Source organism: Pseudomonas sp. PNPG3 (assembly GCF_023093815.1).
GTDB lineage: Bacteria > Pseudomonadota > Gammaproteobacteria > Pseudomonadales > Pseudomonadaceae > Aquipseudomonas > Aquipseudomonas asiatica.
In genome coordinates, this window is record NZ_JALLKV010000028.1 from 32,915 (window position 1) to 50,581 (window position 17,667).

Genomic DNA, 17,667 nt, shown 5'->3' on the forward strand with positions numbered 1-17,667 from the left:
GCGGCCCCAATAAAAACAGGCAACAAAGACCTGTAACTAACAAAAGGACGGACCACCTTGAGCACTGCCGGCAAATCAATCCTGATGGTCGACGACGACCAGGAAATCCGCGAACTGCTGCAAACCTACCTGAGCCGCTCCGGCTTCCAGGTGCATGCCGAAGCCGACGGAAAGGGCTTTCGCCGCGCGCTGGAAACCACCCCCTGCGACCTGGTCATCCTCGATGTCATGCTGCCCGACGAAGACGGCTTCAGCTTGTGCCGCTGGGTACGCCAGCACCCGCGACAGGCACGGGTACCGATCATCATGCTCACCGCCAGCTCCGACGAAACCGACCGGGTCATCGGCCTGGAGCTGGGCGCCGACGACTACCTGGGCAAGCCATTCAGCCCCCGCGAACTGCAAGCGCGGATCAAGGCCCTGCTGCGCCGCGCCGAGTTCGGCCAGGCGGCGCCGGGCAGTGCGGTGCTGGCCTTCGACGACTGGCGCCTGGACACGGTCAGCCACCGCCTGTTCCATCGCGACGGTGAGGAAGTGATTCTCTCCGGCGCCGACTTCGCCCTGCTCAAGCTGTTCCTCGACCACCCACAGCAGATCCTCGACCGCGACACCATCGGCAACGCCACCCGTGGTCGCGAGCCGATGCCGCTGGACCGCATCGTCGACATGGCGGTCAGCCGCCTGCGCCATCGCCTGCGCGATACCGACAAACCACCCCGGCTGATCCGCACCGTACGCGGCAGCGGTTACCTGTTGGCTGCCCATGTCTGCAATGCGCCCTGAGCGGCGCTGGCGTCTGCTGCCGCGTTCGCTACTGGGGCGCATGCTGCTGCTGACTCTGCTGGTAGTGCTGCTGGCCCAGGGGTTGTCGAGCGTCATCTGGGTTGCCCAATTGCGCGCCAGCCAGTTGCAGGGCCTGCGTGCCAGCGCCAGCAGCCTGGCTCATTCGATGAGTGCCAGTGTCAGCTACTTCCGCTCGTTGCCGGTGGCCTACCGGCCGATGGTCCTCGACCAGCTGCGCAGCATGGGCGGCACGCGCTTTTTCGTGTCCCTCAACGCCAAACCGCTGGACATGCCGCTACTGCCCGTTACCCCGCGCAAGCAGGCGGTGATCGATGTGTTCCAGCAAGTGCTGCATGAGCGCCTGGGTTCGCAGATGGAAATTTCCGTGGAGTTCGTGGGGCCGGACGACCTGCGTATCTTCAACAGCGGGCTGAAGCTCGACGAACTGCCACGGTCCTGGGCGCATTACTCGCTGACCCTGGAGCCACTCAACCCGCCGGTGCTGGTAACCCAGATCCGCCTGGGCGAGGGTGAGTGGCTGTACATCGCCTCGCTGCTGCCCGAACCCTACACCAGCCTGGAGGCCGAGCGCCTGCCGCGTCAACAGATCGGCTTCATCGTGCTGACCACGGCCTTGCTGCTGTTGTTCATCGGCTTGCTGGTGCACTGGCAAAGCTGGCCGCTCAAGCGCCTGGCGCGGGCTGCGCGGGAGATGTCGCTGGGCGCCGATGTAGCGCCGGTGGCCGAAGGCGGTGGCAGCGAGGTGGTCGAGGTGGGGCGTGCGTTCAACAGCATGCGCGAGCGCATCAGCCGCTACCTGACCGAGCGCAGCCAGCTGTTCAGCGCCATTTCCCACGACCTGCGCACACCGATCACCCGCTTGCGCCTGCGCGTCGAGCTGCTGGAGGACGAGCGCCTGCAGGCCAAGTTCAGCCAGGATCTGGACGAGCTGGAACTGCTGGTCAAAGGCGCGTTGCAGTGCGTGAAGGACACCGACATCCACGAGAACATCGAGCCGGTCGACCTCAACCAGGTGCTGGAAATCCTGGCCGAGCCTTACCTCGGCGATGGCCGCATAACGCTCGAAGGCCGGGCGCTGGCGCCGTACCCGGGCAAGCCGCTGGCGTTGCGGCGCTGCATCGGCAACCTGATCGACAATGCCATCAAGTACGGCGAGCGGGCACGGTTGCGCATCATCGACAATGCCGAGGGGTTTGTCCTGCAGGTGGATGACCAGGGGCCGGGGGTGCCGCAGCAGCAGCTGGAGCAGGTGTTCGAGCCGCACTTCCGTCTGGCCGGGCAGCAGCAGGGGTACGGGCTGGGGTTGGGGATTGCGCGCAACATTGCCCATAGCCATGGCGGGGAGGTGAGCTTGCTGAACCTGCGTGAGGGCGGGTTGCGGGTGACCTTGTATCTGCCGCGGGGCATGGACTGAAGGGTTGTATTGCCTCTACCGGCCCCTTCGCGGGTAAACCCGCTCCCACAAAGACCTCACAGGTCCATACAGACTCCGAGGCTAACGCAAAAACTTGTAGGAGCGGGTTTACCCGCGAAGAGGCCGGCACAGGCAACACAAATGTCACTGGCTGGTGACAAAGCCACCCTCCTTGGTGACATTCCCATCCAGGCCCGCTCACTAGAATTCGCAGACGACTGGCAAGGATCAAGCTGGCCCATGAGCACCTCCAACCTGGCTTCCACCCGCTGGCTCGACGCCCCGGCCCACAACGCCTGGCGCATGGCAGAAGGGCAACGCCTGCTGGCCTTCGCCACGGCTTCGAAACTGCCCGGTGGCTTCGGTAGCCTCGACGCCGCAGGCCTGCTTGCCCCCGGTGCCCGCGCCGAAACCCTCATCACCACCCGCATGACCCACTGTTTTGCCCTGGCCCACCTGCAAGGGGTGCCCGGCTACCTGGCCTATGCCGAACACGGCGTGGCCGCACTGCGTGGCGCGCTGCAGGATGCCACCTACGGCGGCTGGTTCGCCCACCCCGGTGGCCATGACGACAGCGGCAAGGCGGCTTACCTGCATGCCTTTGTCGCCCTGGCCGCCAGCTCGGCGGTAATGGCAGGTGCTGGTGGTGCACCAGCCCTGCTGGCAGACGCGGTGCAGGTGCTCGAAGCGCATTTCTGGAGCGAAGAGGAGGGTGCCCTGCGGGAAGCCTTCTCCCGCGCCTGGCAGCTGCCCGAGCAGTACCGTGGTGCCAACAGCAACATGCATGCGGTCGAGGCCTTCCTGGCCCTGGCAGACGTAACTGGCGACAACCTGTGGCTGCAACGTGCCTTGCGCATCGCCGAACGCATCATCCATACCCATGCCGCCGCCAACGGCTACCGGGTCATCGAGCATTTCGACGCCCTCTGGCAGCCGCTGCCGCACTACAACCAGGCGCACCCGGCAGACCACTTTCGGCCTTATGGCTCCACGCCCGGGCATGCCCTGGAGTGGGCGCGCTTGCTGCTTCACCTGGAGGCCAGCCTGGAACGGTCCGGCCTGCAAGCCCCGCGGTGGCTGCCAGACTGCGCCCGCGCATTATTCGACACAGCCTGCCAGCAGGCCTGGAACGTCGATGGCGCGCCCGGTTTCGTCTACACCCTGGACTGGGACGATCGCCCGGTGGTGCGCGCACGCCTGCATTGGGTACATGCCGAAGCCTGCGCCGCCGCAGCAGCACTGTTGCAGCGCACGGGCGACAGGCACTACGAACAGTGGTACCGCCGTTGCTGGGACTTCATCGCCAACCATTTCATCGACCATGGCGCTGGCAGCTGGCACCACGAACTCGATGCGCACAACCAGCCGGCCGCGACCATCTGGCCAGGCAAACCCGACCTCTACCATGCCTATCAGGCGCTGCTGCTGCCGGGCTTGCCACTGGCACCCAGCCTGGCCTGCAGCTTTGCCGGCAATGTAACCAAACGATGACATTCACGCATCGCTTCGTTACCTGGCGAGGCGAGCACGCTGTTTAGACTTCATGCAACGCAAGCGATCGACTTGCACGGCATAACAACAAGAAAGGTGCTTCGATGAATTCCACGCTCCGTCTCGCTGCCGCAATCTCACTGGCCTCCTTGTTCCCGCTGAGTGCCTTGGCTGCCGATGCCAAAGGCAGTGTCGAGGTCGTGCACTGGTGGACCTCCGGTGGTGAAAAAGCGGCGGTCGATGTGCTCAAGGCCCAGGTCGAAAAAGATGGCTTCACCTGGAAGGACGGCGCCGTCGCCGGTGGTGGTGGTGCCACCGCCATGACCGTGCTCAAGAGCCGCGCCGTGGCCGGCAACCCGCCGGGTGTCGCGCAGATCAAGGGCCCGGACATCCAGGACTGGGCTGCCACCGGCCTGCTCGACGCCGATGTGCTCAAGGATGTGGCCAAGGAAGAAAAGTGGGACTCACTGCTCGACAAGAAGGTCGCGGATACCGTCAAGTACGACGGTGACTATGTCGCCGTGCCGGTGAACATCCACCGCATCAACTGGCTGTGGATCAATCCCGAGGTCTTCAAGAAGGCCGGGATCGACAAGGCGCCAGCCACCCTCGACGAATTCTACGCCGCCGCCGACAAGCTCAGGGCCGCCGGCTTCATCCCGCTCGCCCATGGCGGCCAGCCGTGGCAGGACAGCACCGTGTTCGAAAGCGTGGTGCTGGCGGTGATGGGGGCCGATGGCTACAAGAAGGCCCTGGTCGACCTCGACAGCACGGCCCTGACCGGCCCGCAGATGGTCAAGGCGCTGACCGAACTGAAAAAGGTCGCCACCTACATGGACCCGGATGGCAAAGGCCAGGACTGGAACCTGGAAGCGGCCAAGGTCATCAACGGCAAGGCCGGCATGCAGATCATGGGCGACTGGGCCAAGAGCGAATGGACCCTGGCGAAGAAGACCGCCGGCAAGGACTACCAGTGTGTGCCGTTCCCCGGCACCGAAAAGGCCTTCCTGTACAACATCGACTCGCTGGTGGTATTCAAGCAGAACGACGCCGGCACGTCTGCCGGCCAGCAGGACATTGCCCGCAAGGTGCTGGGTGAGGACTTCCAGAAGGTCTTCAGCAGCAACAAAGGCTCGATCCCGGTGCGCAACGACATGCTGGCCGACATGGGCAAGTATGGTTTCGACGCCTGCGCGCAGACCTCTGCCAAGGACTTCCTGGCCGATGCCAAAAATGGCGGCCTGCAGCCGAGCATGGCGCACAACATGGCCACCACGCTGGCCGTGCAGGGCGCGTTCTTCGATGTGGTGACCAACTACATCAACGACCCCAAGGCCGAACCGGCCGATGCGGCGAAGAAGCTGGCGGCGGCGATCAAGGCTGCCCAGTAAGCAGCTCGGAGGCTAACGCAGCCTGACTGTGGGAGCGGCCTTGCGTCGCGAAAAGGACCGCAAAGCGGTCCCAGAACCAGGCAGCGCAGTCCTTCCAGAACAGTTTCGTTCATCAGGCCCCCGGGGCTGCTTCGCAGCCCTTTCGCGACACAAGGCCGCTCCCACAAAAGCGGGCCGTTGTGCCTTTGAGGTGAACCATGACCACAGCAACCGCCCAACTGCGGGCCTCACCCCTGGACGCGCTACAGCGCTGGCTGCCCAAGCTGGTGCTGGCGCCTAGTATGTTCATCATCCTGGTGGGCTTCTACGGCTACATCCTCTGGACCTTCGTTCTGTCCTTCACCACCTCGACCTTCCTGCCGACCTACAAATGGGCCGGCCTGGCGCAATACGCCCGGCTGTTCGACAACGACCGCTGGTGGGTGGCAAGCAAGAACCTGCTGCTGTTCGGCGGCCTGTTCATCGCCATCAGCCTGGTCATCGGCGTAGTGCTGGCGGTCTTGCTGGACCAGCGCATCCGTCGCGAAGGTTTCATCCGCACCATCTACCTGTACCCCATGGCGCTGTCGATGATCGTCACCGGTACCGCCTGGAAGTGGCTGCTCAACCCCGGCATGGGCCTGGACAAGCTGCTGCGTGACTGGGGCTGGGAGGGCTTTCGCCTGGACTGGCTGATCGATCCCGACCGGGTGGTGTACTGCCTGGTGATCGCCGCCGTGTGGCAGGCCTCGGGTTTCATCATGGCAATGTTCCTTGCCGGCCTGCGTGGCGTCGACCCGTCGATCATCCGTGCCGCGCAGATCGACGGCGCCAGCCTGCCGCGCATCTACTGGCGCGTGGTACTGCCCAGTCTGCGCCCGGTGTTCTTCAGCTCGCTGATGATCCTCGCGCACATTGCCATCAAGAGCTTCGACCTGGTGGCGGCCATGACTGCCGGCGGCCCAGGCTACTCGTCCGACCTGCCGGCGATGTTCATGTATTCGTTCACCTTCAGTCGCGGCCAGATGGGCATGGGCTCGGCCAGCGCCATCCTGATGCTCGGGGCGATCCTGGCGATCCTCGTGCCTTACCTGTACTCGGAGCTGCGGAGCAAACGCCATGCATAGCCCTCTCGACAAAGCGGTGCTGAGCCCGAGCCGCATCGCCATCCACGCCGTGCTGTTGCTGGCGGTGCTGCTGTACCTGGTACCGCTGGTGGTGATGCTGCTGACCAGCTTCAAGACCCCGGAAGACATCAGCACCGGCAACCTGCTGAGCTGGCCGGCAGTATTTACCGGCATCGGTTGGGTCAAGGCCTGGAGCACGGTCAGCGGTTACTTCTGGAATTCGATCATGATCACCGTGCCAGCGGTGCTGATCTCCACTGCCATCGGCGCGCTGAACGGCTATGTGCTGTCGATGTGGCGCTTCCGCGGTTCGCAGCTGTTCTTCGGCCTGCTGCTGTTCGGCTGCTTCCTGCCGTTCCAGACTGTACTGCTGCCGGCCTCGTTCACCCTCGGCAAGCTCGGCCTGGCCAGCACCACGACCGGCCTGGTGCTGGTACACGTGGTCTACGGCCTGGCCTTCACCACGCTGTTCTTCCGCAACTTCTACGTAAGCATCCCCGATGCGCTGGTCAAGGCCGCGCGTCTGGACGGTGCCGGGTTCTTCACCATCTTCCGCCGCATCATCCTGCCGATGTCCACGCCGATCATCATGGTCTGCCTGATCTGGCAGTTCACCCAGATCTGGAACGACTTCCTGTTCGGCGTGGTGTTCTCCAGCGGCGATTCGCAACCGATTACCGTGGCCCTGAACAACCTGGTCAATACCAGCACCGGGGCCAAGGAATACAACGTCGACATGGCGGCGGCGATGATCGCCGGCCTGCCAACCCTGCTGGTCTACGTGGTGGCAGGCAAATATTTCGTCCGCGGGCTGACTGCTGGCGCGGTAAAGGGGTAAGTCATGGCAACGCTCGAACTTCGCAATGTGAACAAGACCTACGGCAGCGGTTTGCCGGACACCCTCAAGGACATCCAGCTGTCGATCAAGGATGGCGAGTTCCTGATCCTGGTCGGCCCCTCGGGCTGCGGCAAGTCGACCTTGATGAACTGCATCGCCGGGCTGGAGCAGATCACCGGCGGCGCGATACTCATCGACCAGCAGGACGTCAGCGGCATGAGCCCCAAGGACCGCGACATCGCCATGGTGTTTCAGTCCTACGCGCTGTACCCGACCATGAGCGTGCGCGAGAACATCGAGTTCGGCCTGAAGATCCGCAAGCTGCCGCAAGCTGCAATCGACGAGGAAGTGGCGAGGGTGGCCAAGCTGTTGCAGATCGAGCACTTGCTGGCACGCAAGCCGGCGCAGCTGTCCGGTGGCCAGCAACAGCGCGTGGCCATGGGCCGGGCGCTGGCACGGCGGCCGAAGATCTACCTGTTCGATGAACCGCTGTCCAACCTCGATGCCAAGTTGCGCGTCGAGATGCGCACCGAAATGAAGCTGATGCACCAGCGCCTGAAGACCACCACCGTGTACGTCACCCATGACCAGATCGAGGCCATGACCCTGGGCGACAAGGTGGCGGTGATGAAGGACGGCATCATCCAGCAGTTCGGCACCCCGCAGCAAATCTACAACGATCCGGCCAACCAGTTCGTCGCCAGCTTCATCGGCTCGCCGCCGATGAATTTCATCCCGGTGCGCCTCACGCAACAGGACGGGCGCCTGCTGGCCGTGCTCGACAGCGGCCAGGCGCGTTGCGAGCTGCCCTTGGGAATGGCCGCGGACGAGATGGATGGCCGCGAGGTGATCCTCGGCATCCGCCCCGAGCAGATTGCCCTGGGCGCAGCCGAGGGCAATGGCCTGCCCGGCATTCGCGCCGAGGTGCAGGTGACCGAGCCCACCGGGCCAGACCTGCTGGTATTCGTCACCCTCAACCAGACCAAGGTCTGCTGCCGCCTGGCGCCGGATGTGGCGTGCCGGGTCGGCGATAACCTGAACCTGCAATTCGACCCAGCCCGGGTGCTGCTGTTCGACGCCGCCAGCGGCGAGCGCCTGCACCTGGCCACCACTGCTGCAACCATGAAAGACAACGTGGCGCACTTCAAGGGCCGATAACTCGTCTACACCATCAAATAAGAAAAAGAGGACGCAAAGGGATGGAACAGCGCAAACGCATCAGGACATTGGGCTCGCTGGCCTTGCTCGCGCCACTGGCGATGGCTGTTGGCAGCAGCGTTCAGGCTGCCGAAGCTTTCTCCAGCGAATCGAAGTGGATGACCGGCGACTGGGGCGGCACCCGCACCGAGTTGCTGGAAAAGGGCTATGACTTCACCCTCGATTACGTCGGCGAGGTTGCCGGTAACCTGCACGGTGGATACAACGACGACAAGACTGCGCGCTACAGCGACCAGTTCGCCCTCGGCGCGCACCTGGACCTGCAGAAAATCTTTGGCTGGCACGACGCCGAGTTCAAGCTGGCGATCACCGAGCGCAGCGGCCGCAACCTGTCCAACGACCGCATCAGCGACCCGCGCGCCGGGCAGTTCAGCTCGGTGCAGGAGGTGTGGGGCCGCGGCCAGACCTGGCGCCTGACCCAGATGTGGGTCAAGCAGAAGTACTTCGACGGTGCGCTGGACGTGAAATTCGGCCGCTTCGGCGAGGGCGAGGACTTCAACAGTTTCCCCTGCGACTTCCAGAACCTGGCCTTCTGCGGCTCGCAGGTGGGCAACTGGGTTGGCGGCATCTGGTACAACTGGCCGGTCAGCCAGTGGGCGCTGCGGGTGAAATACAACATCACTCCGGAATTCTTCGTTCAGGTCGGTGCCTTCGAGCAGAACCCTTCCAACCTGGAGACCGGCAACGGCTTCAAGCTCAGTGGCAGCGGCACCAAAGGCGCGATCCTGCCGGTGGAAGCGGTGTGGTCACCCAAGGTCAATGGCCTGCCGGGCGAGTACCGCCTGGGTTATTACTACAGCACGGCCAAGGCCGACGATGTGTTCGATGACGTCAACGGCAACCCGCAGGCGCTGACGGGCGAGGCCTTCAAGTCGCACTCCAGCAAGCATGGCTGGTGGGTGGTGGCACAGCAGCAGGTCACTGCCCATGGCGGCGATGTAAACCGTGGCCTGAGCCTGTTCGCCAACTTCACCGTGCACGACAAGGCCACCAACGTCGTCGACAACTATCAGCAACTGGGCTTGGTCTACAAAGGCGCATTCGACGCCCGGCCCAAGGACGATATCGGCTTCGGCGTGGCGCGCATTCATGTGAATGACGATGTGAAGAAACGCGCCGAACTGCTCAACGCCCAGAGCGGCATCAGCGATTACGACAACCCAGGCTTCGTGCCGCTGCAGCGTACCGAGTACAACGCCGAGCTCTACTACGGCTTCCACGTCACCAACTGGCTGACCGTGCGGCCCAACCTGCAGTACATCAAGAGCCCCGGCGGCGTGGATGAGGTGGACAACGCGCTGGTCGCAGGGTTGAAGATTCAGTCGTCATTCTGAGAGCAATTGTTGTAAATTTACGCCAATCCACTTCGGTACCCGGCAACCACTGGTCTTCAGTGGTTGTCGGGGATAGGCCGAGACAGCGCTATCTCAAACAACAAGAGCTCTGAACCATGCCCGAACATCCGCTCCATCGCTTCTTCACCTCGCAGCGGCCCCGGCCGACATTCGAGTGGGAGCGTTACCAGCAGCGCGATGTGCTGATCATCGACCATCCCCGTTGTCAGGCGGTGTTCAGCCGCCAGGGTGCGCAACTGCTGCATTTTCAACCAGCGGGTGAACGGCCCTGGCTGTGGTGCGCCGAGCAGTGGCCGCAGGTGGGGGCGATCCGCGGTGGCGTGCCGGTGTGCTGGCCATGGTATGGCCGCCACCCCAGCGAGGACTTGTGGCCCGCCCATGGCTGGGCGCGCCTGCTCGACTGGAAGCTGGTGGACAGCCGTGAGGACGAGGAGGGCGTAACCCTGAAATGGCGGCTGGACCTGTGCGACTGGCAGGTCGACCTTCATGCCCGGTTGGGTAGCCGCATGGAGCTGAGCCTGAGCACCGAGCACCAGGACAGCGAACCCTGTCAGCTGAGCCATGCCCTGCTGGCCTACTGGCGCATCAGTGACGTGTCCGAGATAGCGCTGTCCGGGCTGGAGGATATCGAAGGCTACGACCGTCTGAACCGCCAGGCCTGCCGTGAAGATGGCGCGCTGAAGCTCAAGGGCGGTTGCCAGAAGGTCTACCCCGGCACGCCGCGGGTGCAATTGCAGGACCCGGCCTGGCAGCGCGAGCTGTGCATCGATACCGGTGACAGCGACGACACGGTGGTGTGGCACCCGGGCAACCGCCCGCTGATGGGCGTGACCGGGCGTGAATGCCAGCGCTTCGTCTGTGTCGAGGCCGCCAGCGGCAGTGGCGAGGGCCTGAGCCTGGCGCCGGGGCAGCGTGCACACCTGCGCCTGCAGGCACACCGGCTCAGTTGAGCTCGTCGTCCTCGATCGGGTAGCGGCTGGCGTTGAGGCTTTCCTTGATCTTGCGCAGGTGAGGCTGGAAGTCCACGCCGCGACGCAGGGTCATGCCGGTGGCCAGCACATCGAGCACGGTCAGCTGGATGATCCGCGAGGTCATCGGCATGTAGATGTCGGTGTCTTCCGGCAGCGGAATGTGCAGGCTCAGGCTGCAGGCATTGGCCAGTGGCGAACCGGCAGCGGTCAGGCCCAGTACCGAGGCGCCGTTTTCCCGGGCCAGGCGGGCCACCTCGACCAGTTCGCGGGTGCGCCCGGTGTAGGAGATGATCACGAACAGGTCGCCGGTGTGCGCCACCGAGGCCAGCATGCGCTGCATCAGCACGTCGGCGTGGGCCGATACTGCCAGGTTGAAGCGGAAGAACTTGTGCTGGGCGTCCAGCGCCACCGGGGCCGAGGCGCCCAGGCCGAAGAAGTGGATCTGCCGGGCCTGGATCATCATGTCCACGGCACGGCTGACCTGTTGCGGGTCGAGCTGCTGGCAGGCGCTGTCGAGCGAGGCGATGGCACTGGCGAAGATCTTCTGGGTGTAGGCTGCCGGGTCATCGTCAGCCTCCACCGCGCGGCTGACGTAGGCGGCGCCGCTGGCCAGGCTCTGCGCTAGCTGCAGCTTGAGCTCGGGGTAGCCGCTGACGCCGAATGAGCGGCAGAAGCGGTTGACGGTCGGTTCGCTGACCTTGGCCGCCTGGGCCAGCGCAGCGATGCTGAAACGGGTGGCTTGTTGCGGATTGAGCAGGATGACTTCGGCGACTTTGCGTTCGGCCTTGTTCAGCTCGTCGAGGCGGCCCTGGATCTGTTCCAGGAGGTTTCGCGCGCGGTCCATGGGTGTGTCCTTGGGTCGGGAAGACAGCCGGCTGTTGGAGCAGCAGGCTTTTTGCACGGTCGTCTATCGTACTGTCGGCGCGGTTGACGTACCACTTGTCTGTAACACTTGTGTGTAATGTTGTGGTTTTTACTACATTATCCCTTGAAAACCGTATGTGAAAGCGGTATTCCTAGACCAACTTTAGGAAAGAACCAACATCATGGCTGCGATCAGTGTCGAACCTTGCACCTTTGCCCTGTTTGGCGCCTTAGGCGACCTGGCATTGCGCAAGCTGTTTCCTGCCCTCTATCAGCTCGACCGGGCCAACCTGCTGCACCCGGAAACCCGCCTGCTGGCGTTGGCCCGCGAGGCCGGTAGCGCGCAGGGTCACCTGGACAGCATCGAGGCGCACCTGCGCCGGCATGTGCCCGAGGCCGATATCGAGCCCGCCGCACTGGGCCGTTTCCTCGCCAGGCTGAGCTACCAGCACCTGGATTTCCTCCAGCCCGAGGGCTATCAGGCCCTGGCCGAGCAGTTGCCGGACGAGCTGCCGCTGATTGCCTACTTCGCCACCGCTGCGGCGGTGTACGGGGCCATCTGCGAAAACCTCGACAAGGCCGGGCTGGCCGCACGCACCCGAGTGGTGCTGGAGAAGCCCATTGGCCACGACCTGGAGTCGTCGCGCCGGGTCAATGATGCTGTGGCTCGGTTCTTCCCAGAGAGCCGGGTCTACCGCATCGACCACTACCTGGGCAAGGAAACAGTGCAGAACCTGATCGCCCTGCGTTTCGCCAACAGCCTGTTCGAAACCCAGTGGAACCAGAATTCCATCTCCCATGTGGAGATCACCGTCGCCGAGAAGGTCGGTATCGAAGGCCGCTGGGGCTACTTCGACAAGGCCGGCCAGCTGCGCGACATGATCCAGAACCACCTGCTGCAGCTGCTGTGCCTGATCGCCATGGACCCGCCCAGCGAACTGTCGGCCGACGCCATCCGTGACGAGAAGGTCAAGGTACTCAAGGCCCTGGCACCGATCACCGGCGAAGGGCTGAGCACCCGTGTGGTGCGCGGCCAGTACATCGCCGGCTACAGCGATGGCAAACCTGTGCCCGGTTACCTGGAAGAAGACAACGCCAACGCCCAGAGCGACACCGAAACCTTCGTCGCACTGCGTGCCGACATCCGCAACTGGCGCTGGTCGGGGGTGCCGTTCTACCTGCGTACCGGCAAGCGCATGCCGCAGAAACTGTCGCAGATCGTCATCCACTTCAAGGAAACGCCTCACTACATCTTCGCTCCGGAACAGCGTTTGCAAATCGGTAACAAGCTGATCATCCGCCTGCAACCGGACGAAGGCATTTCTTTACGGGTTATGACCAAGGAGCAGGGCCTGGATAAAGGCATGCAACTGCGCAGCGGCCCGTTGCAGCTGAATTTCTCCGATACCTGGCGCAGTGCAAGGATCCCGGATGCCTACGAGCGGCTGTTGCTCGAAGTGATGCGCGGTAACCAGAACCTGTTCGTGCGCAAGGATGAAATCGAGTATGCCTGGAAGTGGTGCGACCAGCTGATTGCTGGCTGGCGTAACGCAGGCGATGCGCCCAAGCCGTACGCCGCAGGCTCCTGGGGGCCGATGAGCTCGATTGCACTGATCACACGCGATGGGAGGGCGTGGTATGGGGATATCTGAACTGAAACTGCCAGCGACTGTGACGGTACATGAGCTGGCGGATGCCAAGGCTCTGGCCGCAGCCCAGGCCCATGACGTGGCCGAGCGCCTGCGCGCAGCCATTGCCGCCAAGGGCCAGGCCTGCGTGGTGCTATCCGGCGGCCGTAGCCCGGTACCGTTTCTCGAGAAGCTGGCCAGCGAAAACCTCGACTGGGCCAAGGTCACCGTCAGCCTGGCCGATGAGCGCTGGGTGCCGGTGGAGCATGCCGACAGCAATGCCGGCCTGCTGGCGCGCCACCTGTTCAAGGGCGCGGCGGCCAAGGCCCGCTTCGTTGGTCTTTACCAGCAGGCGGAGAACCTTGATGCCGCTGCAGGCAAGGCCGATCAGGCCTTGGCCGAGCTGCCGCCAATTGACGTACTGGTGCTGGGCATGGGGGATGATGGCCATACAGCTTCGCTGTTCCCCGCCAGTCCCAACCTGGAAGCAGGCCTCGACCTGGCCAACCCACGCCGCTGCCTGCCTTTGCTGGCACCGAGCGTACCGCGCCAGCGCCTTTCGATGACCCGCTCGCTGCTGGCCAGTTCCGCCTTTACCGCGCTGTCCCTACAAGGGCAGGGCAAACTCGCTACCCTGCGCGCCGCGCTGGCTGGCACCGACCTTTCCGAAATGCCGATACGCGCTTTTCTTCACGCCCCCCTGGACATCTACTGGTGCCCATGAGCCAAGGATCCACAGTCATGACCACCCTCGAACGCCCACAGCCCAAGCTCTCGATGGCCGACAAAGCCGCACGGATCGACGCCATTTGCAAAGAGGCGCGCATCCTGCCGGTGATCACCATCGCCCGTGAGGAAGACATCCTGCCGCTGGCTGACGCCCTGGCCGCCGGCGGTATCCGTACCCTGGAAGTGACCTTGCGCTCGCAATATGGCCTGAAGGCCATCCAGGTGTTGCGCGAGCAGCGCCCGGAGCTTTGTGTCGGTGCCGGCACCGTGCTCGATCGTGGCATGTTCGCCGCGGTTGAAGCTGCGGGTGCGCAATTCGTCGTTACGCCAGGCATTACCCAAGACATTCTCGAAGCTGGTGTGGACAGCGAGATCCCGCTGCTGCCAGGCATCAGCACGCCGTCCGAAATCATGATGGGCTACGCCCTGGGCTACCGCCGCTTCAAGCTGTTCCCGGCGGAGATCAGCGGCGGGGTAGCGGCGATCAAGGCCTTTGGCGGCCCGTTCGGCGATATTCGTTTCTGCCCTACGGGCGGGGTGAACCCGGCCAACGTGCGCAACTACATGGCGTTGCCCAATGTGATGTGCGTGGGTGGTACCTGGATGCTCGACAGCAGCTGGATCAAGAACGGCGACTGGGCGCGGATCGAAGCGTGCAGTGCGGAAGCGATGGCGCTGCTGGACGCCAACTGAATTTGTTGTGTGCTTTACGGCTTGTGGGGCGCTTGGTCGGCGCCCCTTTTTTTTGCCTGGAGATCTTGCAGCGCCTGTACCGGCCCTTTCGCGGGTGAACCCGCTCCCTCAGGTACTGTACAGATGCTAAGTGCAGCGCGATCCCTGTAGGAGCGGGTTCACCCGCGAAGAGGCCGGCACAGGCCAACAAAAAAGCCCGCATCAAACGATGCGGGCTTTCTCATTCATTGCGGTACGGCTCAGGCCGCCTTGGCTTCCTGCTGGCTCAGCGAGCGATTCAGCGCGCTGAACAATGCCTTGAAGCTGGCCGTGGTGATGTTTTCATCGATACCCACACCATGCACCGGGCGGCCACCGGCCACGCGCAGTTCGATATAGGCCGCGGCCTTGGCATTGGTGCCGGCGCCAATGGCATGCTCGTTGTAGTCCATGATCTCCACGGCAATCGGCAGGCCGGCCACCAGTGCTTCCAGTGCACCGTTGCCCTTGCCGCGCCAGTGCAGGGTGGTTTCGCCTTCACCAGCGACTTCCACTTCCACGGCGCTGTGGCCGTTCTCTTCCTGCAGACGGTGGCTGACCAGCGCATACGGGGAGTTGGCCTGCAGGTATTCCTTGTGCAGCAGGCTGTAGATCTGCTGGGCGGTCATTTCCAGGCCCAGGCGGTCGGTTTCGCCCTGTACTACCTGGCTGAATTCGATCTGCATGCGGCGCGGCAGGCTGATGCCGTATTCCTGCTCGAGCAGGTAGGTGATGCCGCCTTTGCCCGACTGGCTGTTGACGCGGATTACCGCCTCGTAGCTGCGACCGATGTCGGCCGGGTCGATCGGCAAGTAAGGTACTTCCCACAGTTCGCCTTCCTGCTGCTTGGCGAAGCCCTTGCGGATGGCGTCCTGGTGCGAGCCGGAGAACGCGGTGTGGACCAGGTCGCCCACGTACGGGTGGCGTGGGTGCACCGGCAGCTGGTTGCACTCTTCGACCACCTTGCGCACGCCGTCGATGTCGGAGAAGTCCAGCAGTGGGTCGATGCCCTGGGTGTAGAGGTTCAGCGCCAGGGTCACCAGGTCGACGTTACCGGTACGCTCGCCGTTGCCGAACAGGCAGCCTTCGGCACGATCGGCGCCGGCCATCAGGCCCAGCTCGGTGGCGGCAATGCCGGTGCCACGGTCGTTGTGGCAGTGCAGGCTGATGATCACGCTGTCGCGACGGCTGACATTACGGCAGAACCACTCGATCTGGTCGGCGTAGATGTTCGGGGTGGACACTTCCACGGTGGCCGGCAGGTTGAGGATGATCTTGTGCTCGGGGGTCGGGTTCCACACCTCGATGACCGCGTCGCAGACTTCCTTGGCGAACTCCATCTCGGTGGCGCTGAAGGTTTCCGGCGAGTACTGGAAGGTCCACTGGGTTTCCGGCTGCTGGGCGGCGTACTTGACGAACAGCTTGGCCGCGTTCACCGCGATGTCCTTCACGCCTTGCTTGTCCTGATTGAAGACAATACGGCGGAACGACGGGCTGGTGGCGTTGTACAGGTGGACGATGGCCTTCTTCGCCCCGCGCAGCGATTCGAAGGTACGGGCGATGAGGTCTTCACGGGCCTGGGTGAGCACCTGGATGGTGGTGTCGTCCGGGATGTGGCCGTCTTCGATCAGCATGCGCACGAAGTCGAAATCGGTCTGCGAGGCGGATGGGAATGAGGCTTCGATTTCCTTCACGCCAACCTGCACCAGGGTCTTCCAGAAGCGCAGTTTCTTCTCCGAATCCATCGGCTCGATCAGCGACTGGTTGCCATCACGCAGGTCGGAGCTGCACCAGATTGGCGCGGCGGTGATGGTCTTCGACGGCCAGGTACGGTCAGGCAGGTCGATGGTCGGGAAAGCGCGGTATTTCTTCGAAGGGTCTTTGAGCATGGTCATGGAAGCAATCCTTTTGTGTGCGGCCGAGATCGGGCCTGCCGAGCGATAACGAGATAAAAGGCGAGGCGACGCGATTCAGCCTGGTAGTCGGGCGCTGACCAGGCAGAGGCTGCGATGTTGTCGGAGCAGGATGAGGGTGCTGTAGGTTTTCATGCCTTCAACCCTAACCAGTGGGGTGGGTGATGGCAAGCGTTCAGAAAAAATTGAGAGGAATGCTTAAAAAAAGCTGAAAGGCGAGATTTTATGGCATGAAAGAAAGGCTGGCTTATTGATTGTTGCGCAGTATTTTTCGATGGCGCAACACAGTTGAACTGATGTCGACTGTGCTGGCCCTTTCGCGGGTGAACCCGCCCCCACAGGTGCAGCGCCATCCCTGTGGGAGCGGGTTTACCCGCGAAGAGGCCGGCACAGGCAGTACCGCTCTCAGGGTTGGAACGCACCAATGAAAATCGCCGGATCCACCCGTGCATCGTTCAGGCTGACGTTCCAGTGCATGTGCGGCCCGGTAGCCCGCCCGGTCGAGCCCACGCGCCCGACCACCTCGCCCCGGCGCAGTTGCTGCCCCACTTGCACATCGATCTTCGACATATGGCAGAACATGCTGATAAAGCCCTGCCCGTGGTCGACGAACACCGTGCGGCCGTTGAAAAAGTAATCGCCCACCAGGATCACCTTGCCATTGGCCGGGGTCTTGATTGGCGTGCCGGCCGGCACCGCGAAGTCCAGCCCGGCATGCGGGTTGCGTTCTTCGCCATTGAAGAAACGGCGCACGCCGAACTTGCTCGACAGCGGGCCACTGACCGGCTTGTCGAGAATCAGATTGCTGGGCAGGGTCGGGCTGAAGCTGCGGTAAGCCTTGATCTGCTCGGCCAGCTCACGATCGATGCGCTTGAGGTCGGCCGGGTTCGGGTTGACCTGGCGGGTGTTCTTCAGGGTGATGCGCTGCTCGGGGTATTTCTTGCTACCGACCGTGAAGGGCAGGGTACGGCCGCCCTGGCTCAGCGTCGCGGTGCCGGGCTTCTGGGTCAGCGGGATGCCGACGATGGCCAGCCAGTTGTCCTGCTCCTTCACCACCAGCACCGGTTTGCCGTCGAAGCGGGCGCTGGGCGCGCTGGCGGCGGGGCCGAGGTCGACCACCGCCACGCCGCCGGGTACCGGCTTGTTCAGCGTGCGGGTGATGTAGCTGGCCTGGGCGCCGCCGGCCAGCAGCAGGATGCAAAGGGCAAGCAGGGGCGCGAGCAGGCGGGGCATG

Annotated in this window: 15 protein-coding genes; 12 read left to right on the forward strand and 3 right to left on the reverse strand. The window is 63.6% G+C overall.

Features of this window, described 5'->3' with window-relative positions; genetic code table 11:
• Positions 1 to 57 precede the first annotated feature (57 nt).
• The 9 genes from gltR to MJ643_RS18405 all read left to right on the forward strand — a co-directional run bounded on the left by gltR (position 58) and on the right by MJ643_RS18405 (position 10,567).
• Positions 58 to 783, forward strand: coding sequence for a two-component system response regulator GltR (gltR, locus tag MJ643_RS18365; RefSeq protein WP_024086364.1), 726 nt, complete (start codon positions 58 to 60; stop codon positions 781 to 783).
• Complete coding sequence (locus MJ643_RS18370; protein ID WP_024086365.1) at positions 764 to 2,218, forward strand: ATP-binding protein; 1,455 nt, start codon at positions 764 to 766, stop codon at positions 2,216 to 2,218. The genes gltR and MJ643_RS18370 overlap by 20 nt, the downstream gene beginning before the upstream one ends.
• A gap of 240 nt (positions 2,219 to 2,458) precedes the next feature.
• Entirely contained in the window at positions 2,459 to 3,709 is a 1,251-nt protein-coding gene (locus MJ643_RS18375) for an AGE family epimerase/isomerase (RefSeq protein WP_024086366.1), read from the forward strand.
• A 104-nt stretch (positions 3,710 to 3,813) separates the two neighbouring features.
• Complete coding sequence (locus MJ643_RS18380) at positions 3,814 to 5,100, forward strand: ABC transporter substrate-binding protein (protein WP_024086367.1); 1,287 nt, start codon at positions 3,814 to 3,816, stop codon at positions 5,098 to 5,100.
• Between the two features lie 197 nt (positions 5,101 to 5,297).
• Positions 5,298 to 6,206, forward strand: coding sequence for a sugar ABC transporter permease (locus MJ643_RS18385; protein ID WP_013971125.1), 909 nt, complete (start codon positions 5,298 to 5,300; stop codon positions 6,204 to 6,206).
• Positions 6,199 to 7,044 carry a carbohydrate ABC transporter permease gene (locus MJ643_RS18390; protein ID WP_003257967.1) on the forward strand — a complete coding sequence of 282 codons (846 nt, stop codon included), beginning with the start codon at positions 6,199 to 6,201 and terminating at the stop codon, positions 7,042 to 7,044. The genes MJ643_RS18385 and MJ643_RS18390 overlap by 8 nt, the downstream gene beginning before the upstream one ends.
• A gap of 3 nt (positions 7,045 to 7,047) precedes the next feature.
• The gene (gene ugpC, locus MJ643_RS18395) at positions 7,048 to 8,202 is read left to right on the forward strand and encodes a sn-glycerol-3-phosphate ABC transporter ATP-binding protein UgpC (RefSeq protein WP_013971127.1); all 1,155 of its coding nucleotides are present in this window, start codon (positions 7,048 to 7,050) and stop codon (positions 8,200 to 8,202) included.
• 101 nt (positions 8,203 to 8,303) lie between these two features.
• The gene (locus MJ643_RS18400) at positions 8,304 to 9,596 is read left to right on the forward strand and encodes a carbohydrate porin (RefSeq protein WP_230397116.1); all 1,293 of its coding nucleotides are present in this window, start codon (positions 8,304 to 8,306) and stop codon (positions 9,594 to 9,596) included.
• 116 nt (positions 9,597 to 9,712) lie between these two features.
• Complete coding sequence (locus MJ643_RS18405) at positions 9,713 to 10,567, forward strand: D-hexose-6-phosphate mutarotase (RefSeq protein ID WP_013971129.1); 855 nt, start codon at positions 9,713 to 9,715, stop codon at positions 10,565 to 10,567.
• Here the strand turns inward: MJ643_RS18405 and hexR are convergent.
• Positions 10,560 to 11,432, reverse strand: a complete 873-nt coding sequence (gene hexR, locus MJ643_RS18410; RefSeq protein WP_208209440.1) for a DNA-binding transcriptional regulator HexR — start codon at positions 11,430 to 11,432, stop codon at positions 10,560 to 10,562. The two genes, MJ643_RS18405 and hexR, sit on opposite strands and share 8 nt — an antisense overlap.
• Positions 11,433 to 11,634: 202 nt before the next feature.
• Here hexR and zwf point away from each other — a divergent pair, with 202 nt between their 5' ends.
• The 3 genes from zwf to MJ643_RS18425 are packed head-to-tail and all read left to right on the forward strand — an operon-like array spanning position 11,635 to position 14,502.
• Positions 11,635 to 13,104, forward strand: coding sequence for a glucose-6-phosphate dehydrogenase (gene zwf, locus MJ643_RS18415; protein ID WP_013971130.1), 1,470 nt, complete (start codon positions 11,635 to 11,637; stop codon positions 13,102 to 13,104).
• Positions 13,091 to 13,804: a 6-phosphogluconolactonase gene (pgl, locus tag MJ643_RS18420; RefSeq protein ID WP_024086368.1), complete on the forward strand. Its 714-nt coding sequence runs from the start codon at positions 13,091 to 13,093 to the stop codon at positions 13,802 to 13,804. Before zwf ends, pgl begins: the two co-directional genes overlap by 14 nt.
• A gap of 17 nt (positions 13,805 to 13,821) precedes the next feature.
• The gene (locus tag MJ643_RS18425; RefSeq protein WP_015269102.1) at positions 13,822 to 14,502 is read left to right on the forward strand and encodes a bifunctional 4-hydroxy-2-oxoglutarate aldolase/2-dehydro-3-deoxy-phosphogluconate aldolase; all 681 of its coding nucleotides are present in this window, start codon (positions 13,822 to 13,824) and stop codon (positions 14,500 to 14,502) included.
• Between the two features lie 239 nt (positions 14,503 to 14,741).
• On the opposite strand, the gene leuA is transcribed toward MJ643_RS18425, so the two are convergent.
• Complete coding sequence (leuA, locus tag MJ643_RS18430; protein WP_013971133.1) at positions 14,742 to 16,415, reverse strand: 2-isopropylmalate synthase; 1,674 nt, start codon at positions 16,413 to 16,415, stop codon at positions 14,742 to 14,744.
• 423 nt (positions 16,416 to 16,838) lie between these two features.
• The gene (locus MJ643_RS18435) at positions 16,839 to 17,666 is read right to left on the reverse strand and encodes a M23 family metallopeptidase (RefSeq protein ID WP_013971134.1); all 828 of its coding nucleotides are present in this window, start codon (positions 17,664 to 17,666) and stop codon (positions 16,839 to 16,841) included.
• Position 17,667: the final 1 nt, after the last annotated feature.

Excerpts from the sequence above, each read along its gene's own strand:
- pgl (WP_024086368.1), top strand. The coding sequence starts at position 13,091 with ATGGGGATATCTGAACTGAAACTGCCAGCGACTGTGACGGTACATGAG.
- MJ643_RS18375 (WP_024086366.1), top strand. The coding sequence starts at position 2,459 with ATGAGCACCTCCAACCTGGCTTCCACCCGCTGGCTCGACGCCCCGGCC.
- MJ643_RS18380 (WP_024086367.1), top strand. The coding sequence starts at position 3,814 with ATGAATTCCACGCTCCGTCTCGCTGCCGCAATCTCACTGGCCTCCTTG.
- MJ643_RS18435 (WP_013971134.1), bottom strand. The coding sequence starts at position 17,666 with ATGCCCCGCCTGCTCGCGCCCCTGCTTGCCCTTTGCATCCTGCTGCTG.
- hexR (WP_208209440.1), bottom strand. The coding sequence starts at position 11,432 with ATGGACCGCGCGCGAAACCTCCTGGAACAGATCCAGGGCCGCCTCGAC.
- ugpC (WP_013971127.1), top strand. The coding sequence starts at position 7,048 with ATGGCAACGCTCGAACTTCGCAATGTGAACAAGACCTACGGCAGCGGT.
- MJ643_RS18400 (WP_230397116.1), top strand. The coding sequence starts at position 8,304 with ATGGCTGTTGGCAGCAGCGTTCAGGCTGCCGAAGCTTTCTCCAGCGAA.
- MJ643_RS18385 (WP_013971125.1), top strand. The coding sequence starts at position 5,298 with ATGACCACAGCAACCGCCCAACTGCGGGCCTCACCCCTGGACGCGCTA.
- leuA (WP_013971133.1), bottom strand. The coding sequence starts at position 16,415 with ATGACCATGCTCAAAGACCCTTCGAAGAAATACCGCGCTTTCCCGACC.
- MJ643_RS18390 (WP_003257967.1), top strand. The coding sequence starts at position 6,199 with ATGCATAGCCCTCTCGACAAAGCGGTGCTGAGCCCGAGCCGCATCGCC.
- MJ643_RS18405 (WP_013971129.1), top strand. The coding sequence starts at position 9,713 with ATGCCCGAACATCCGCTCCATCGCTTCTTCACCTCGCAGCGGCCCCGG.
- MJ643_RS18370 (WP_024086365.1), top strand. The coding sequence starts at position 764 with ATGTCTGCAATGCGCCCTGAGCGGCGCTGGCGTCTGCTGCCGCGTTCG.
- zwf (WP_013971130.1), top strand. The coding sequence starts at position 11,635 with ATGGCTGCGATCAGTGTCGAACCTTGCACCTTTGCCCTGTTTGGCGCC.
- MJ643_RS18425 (WP_015269102.1), top strand. The coding sequence starts at position 13,822 with ATGACCACCCTCGAACGCCCACAGCCCAAGCTCTCGATGGCCGACAAA.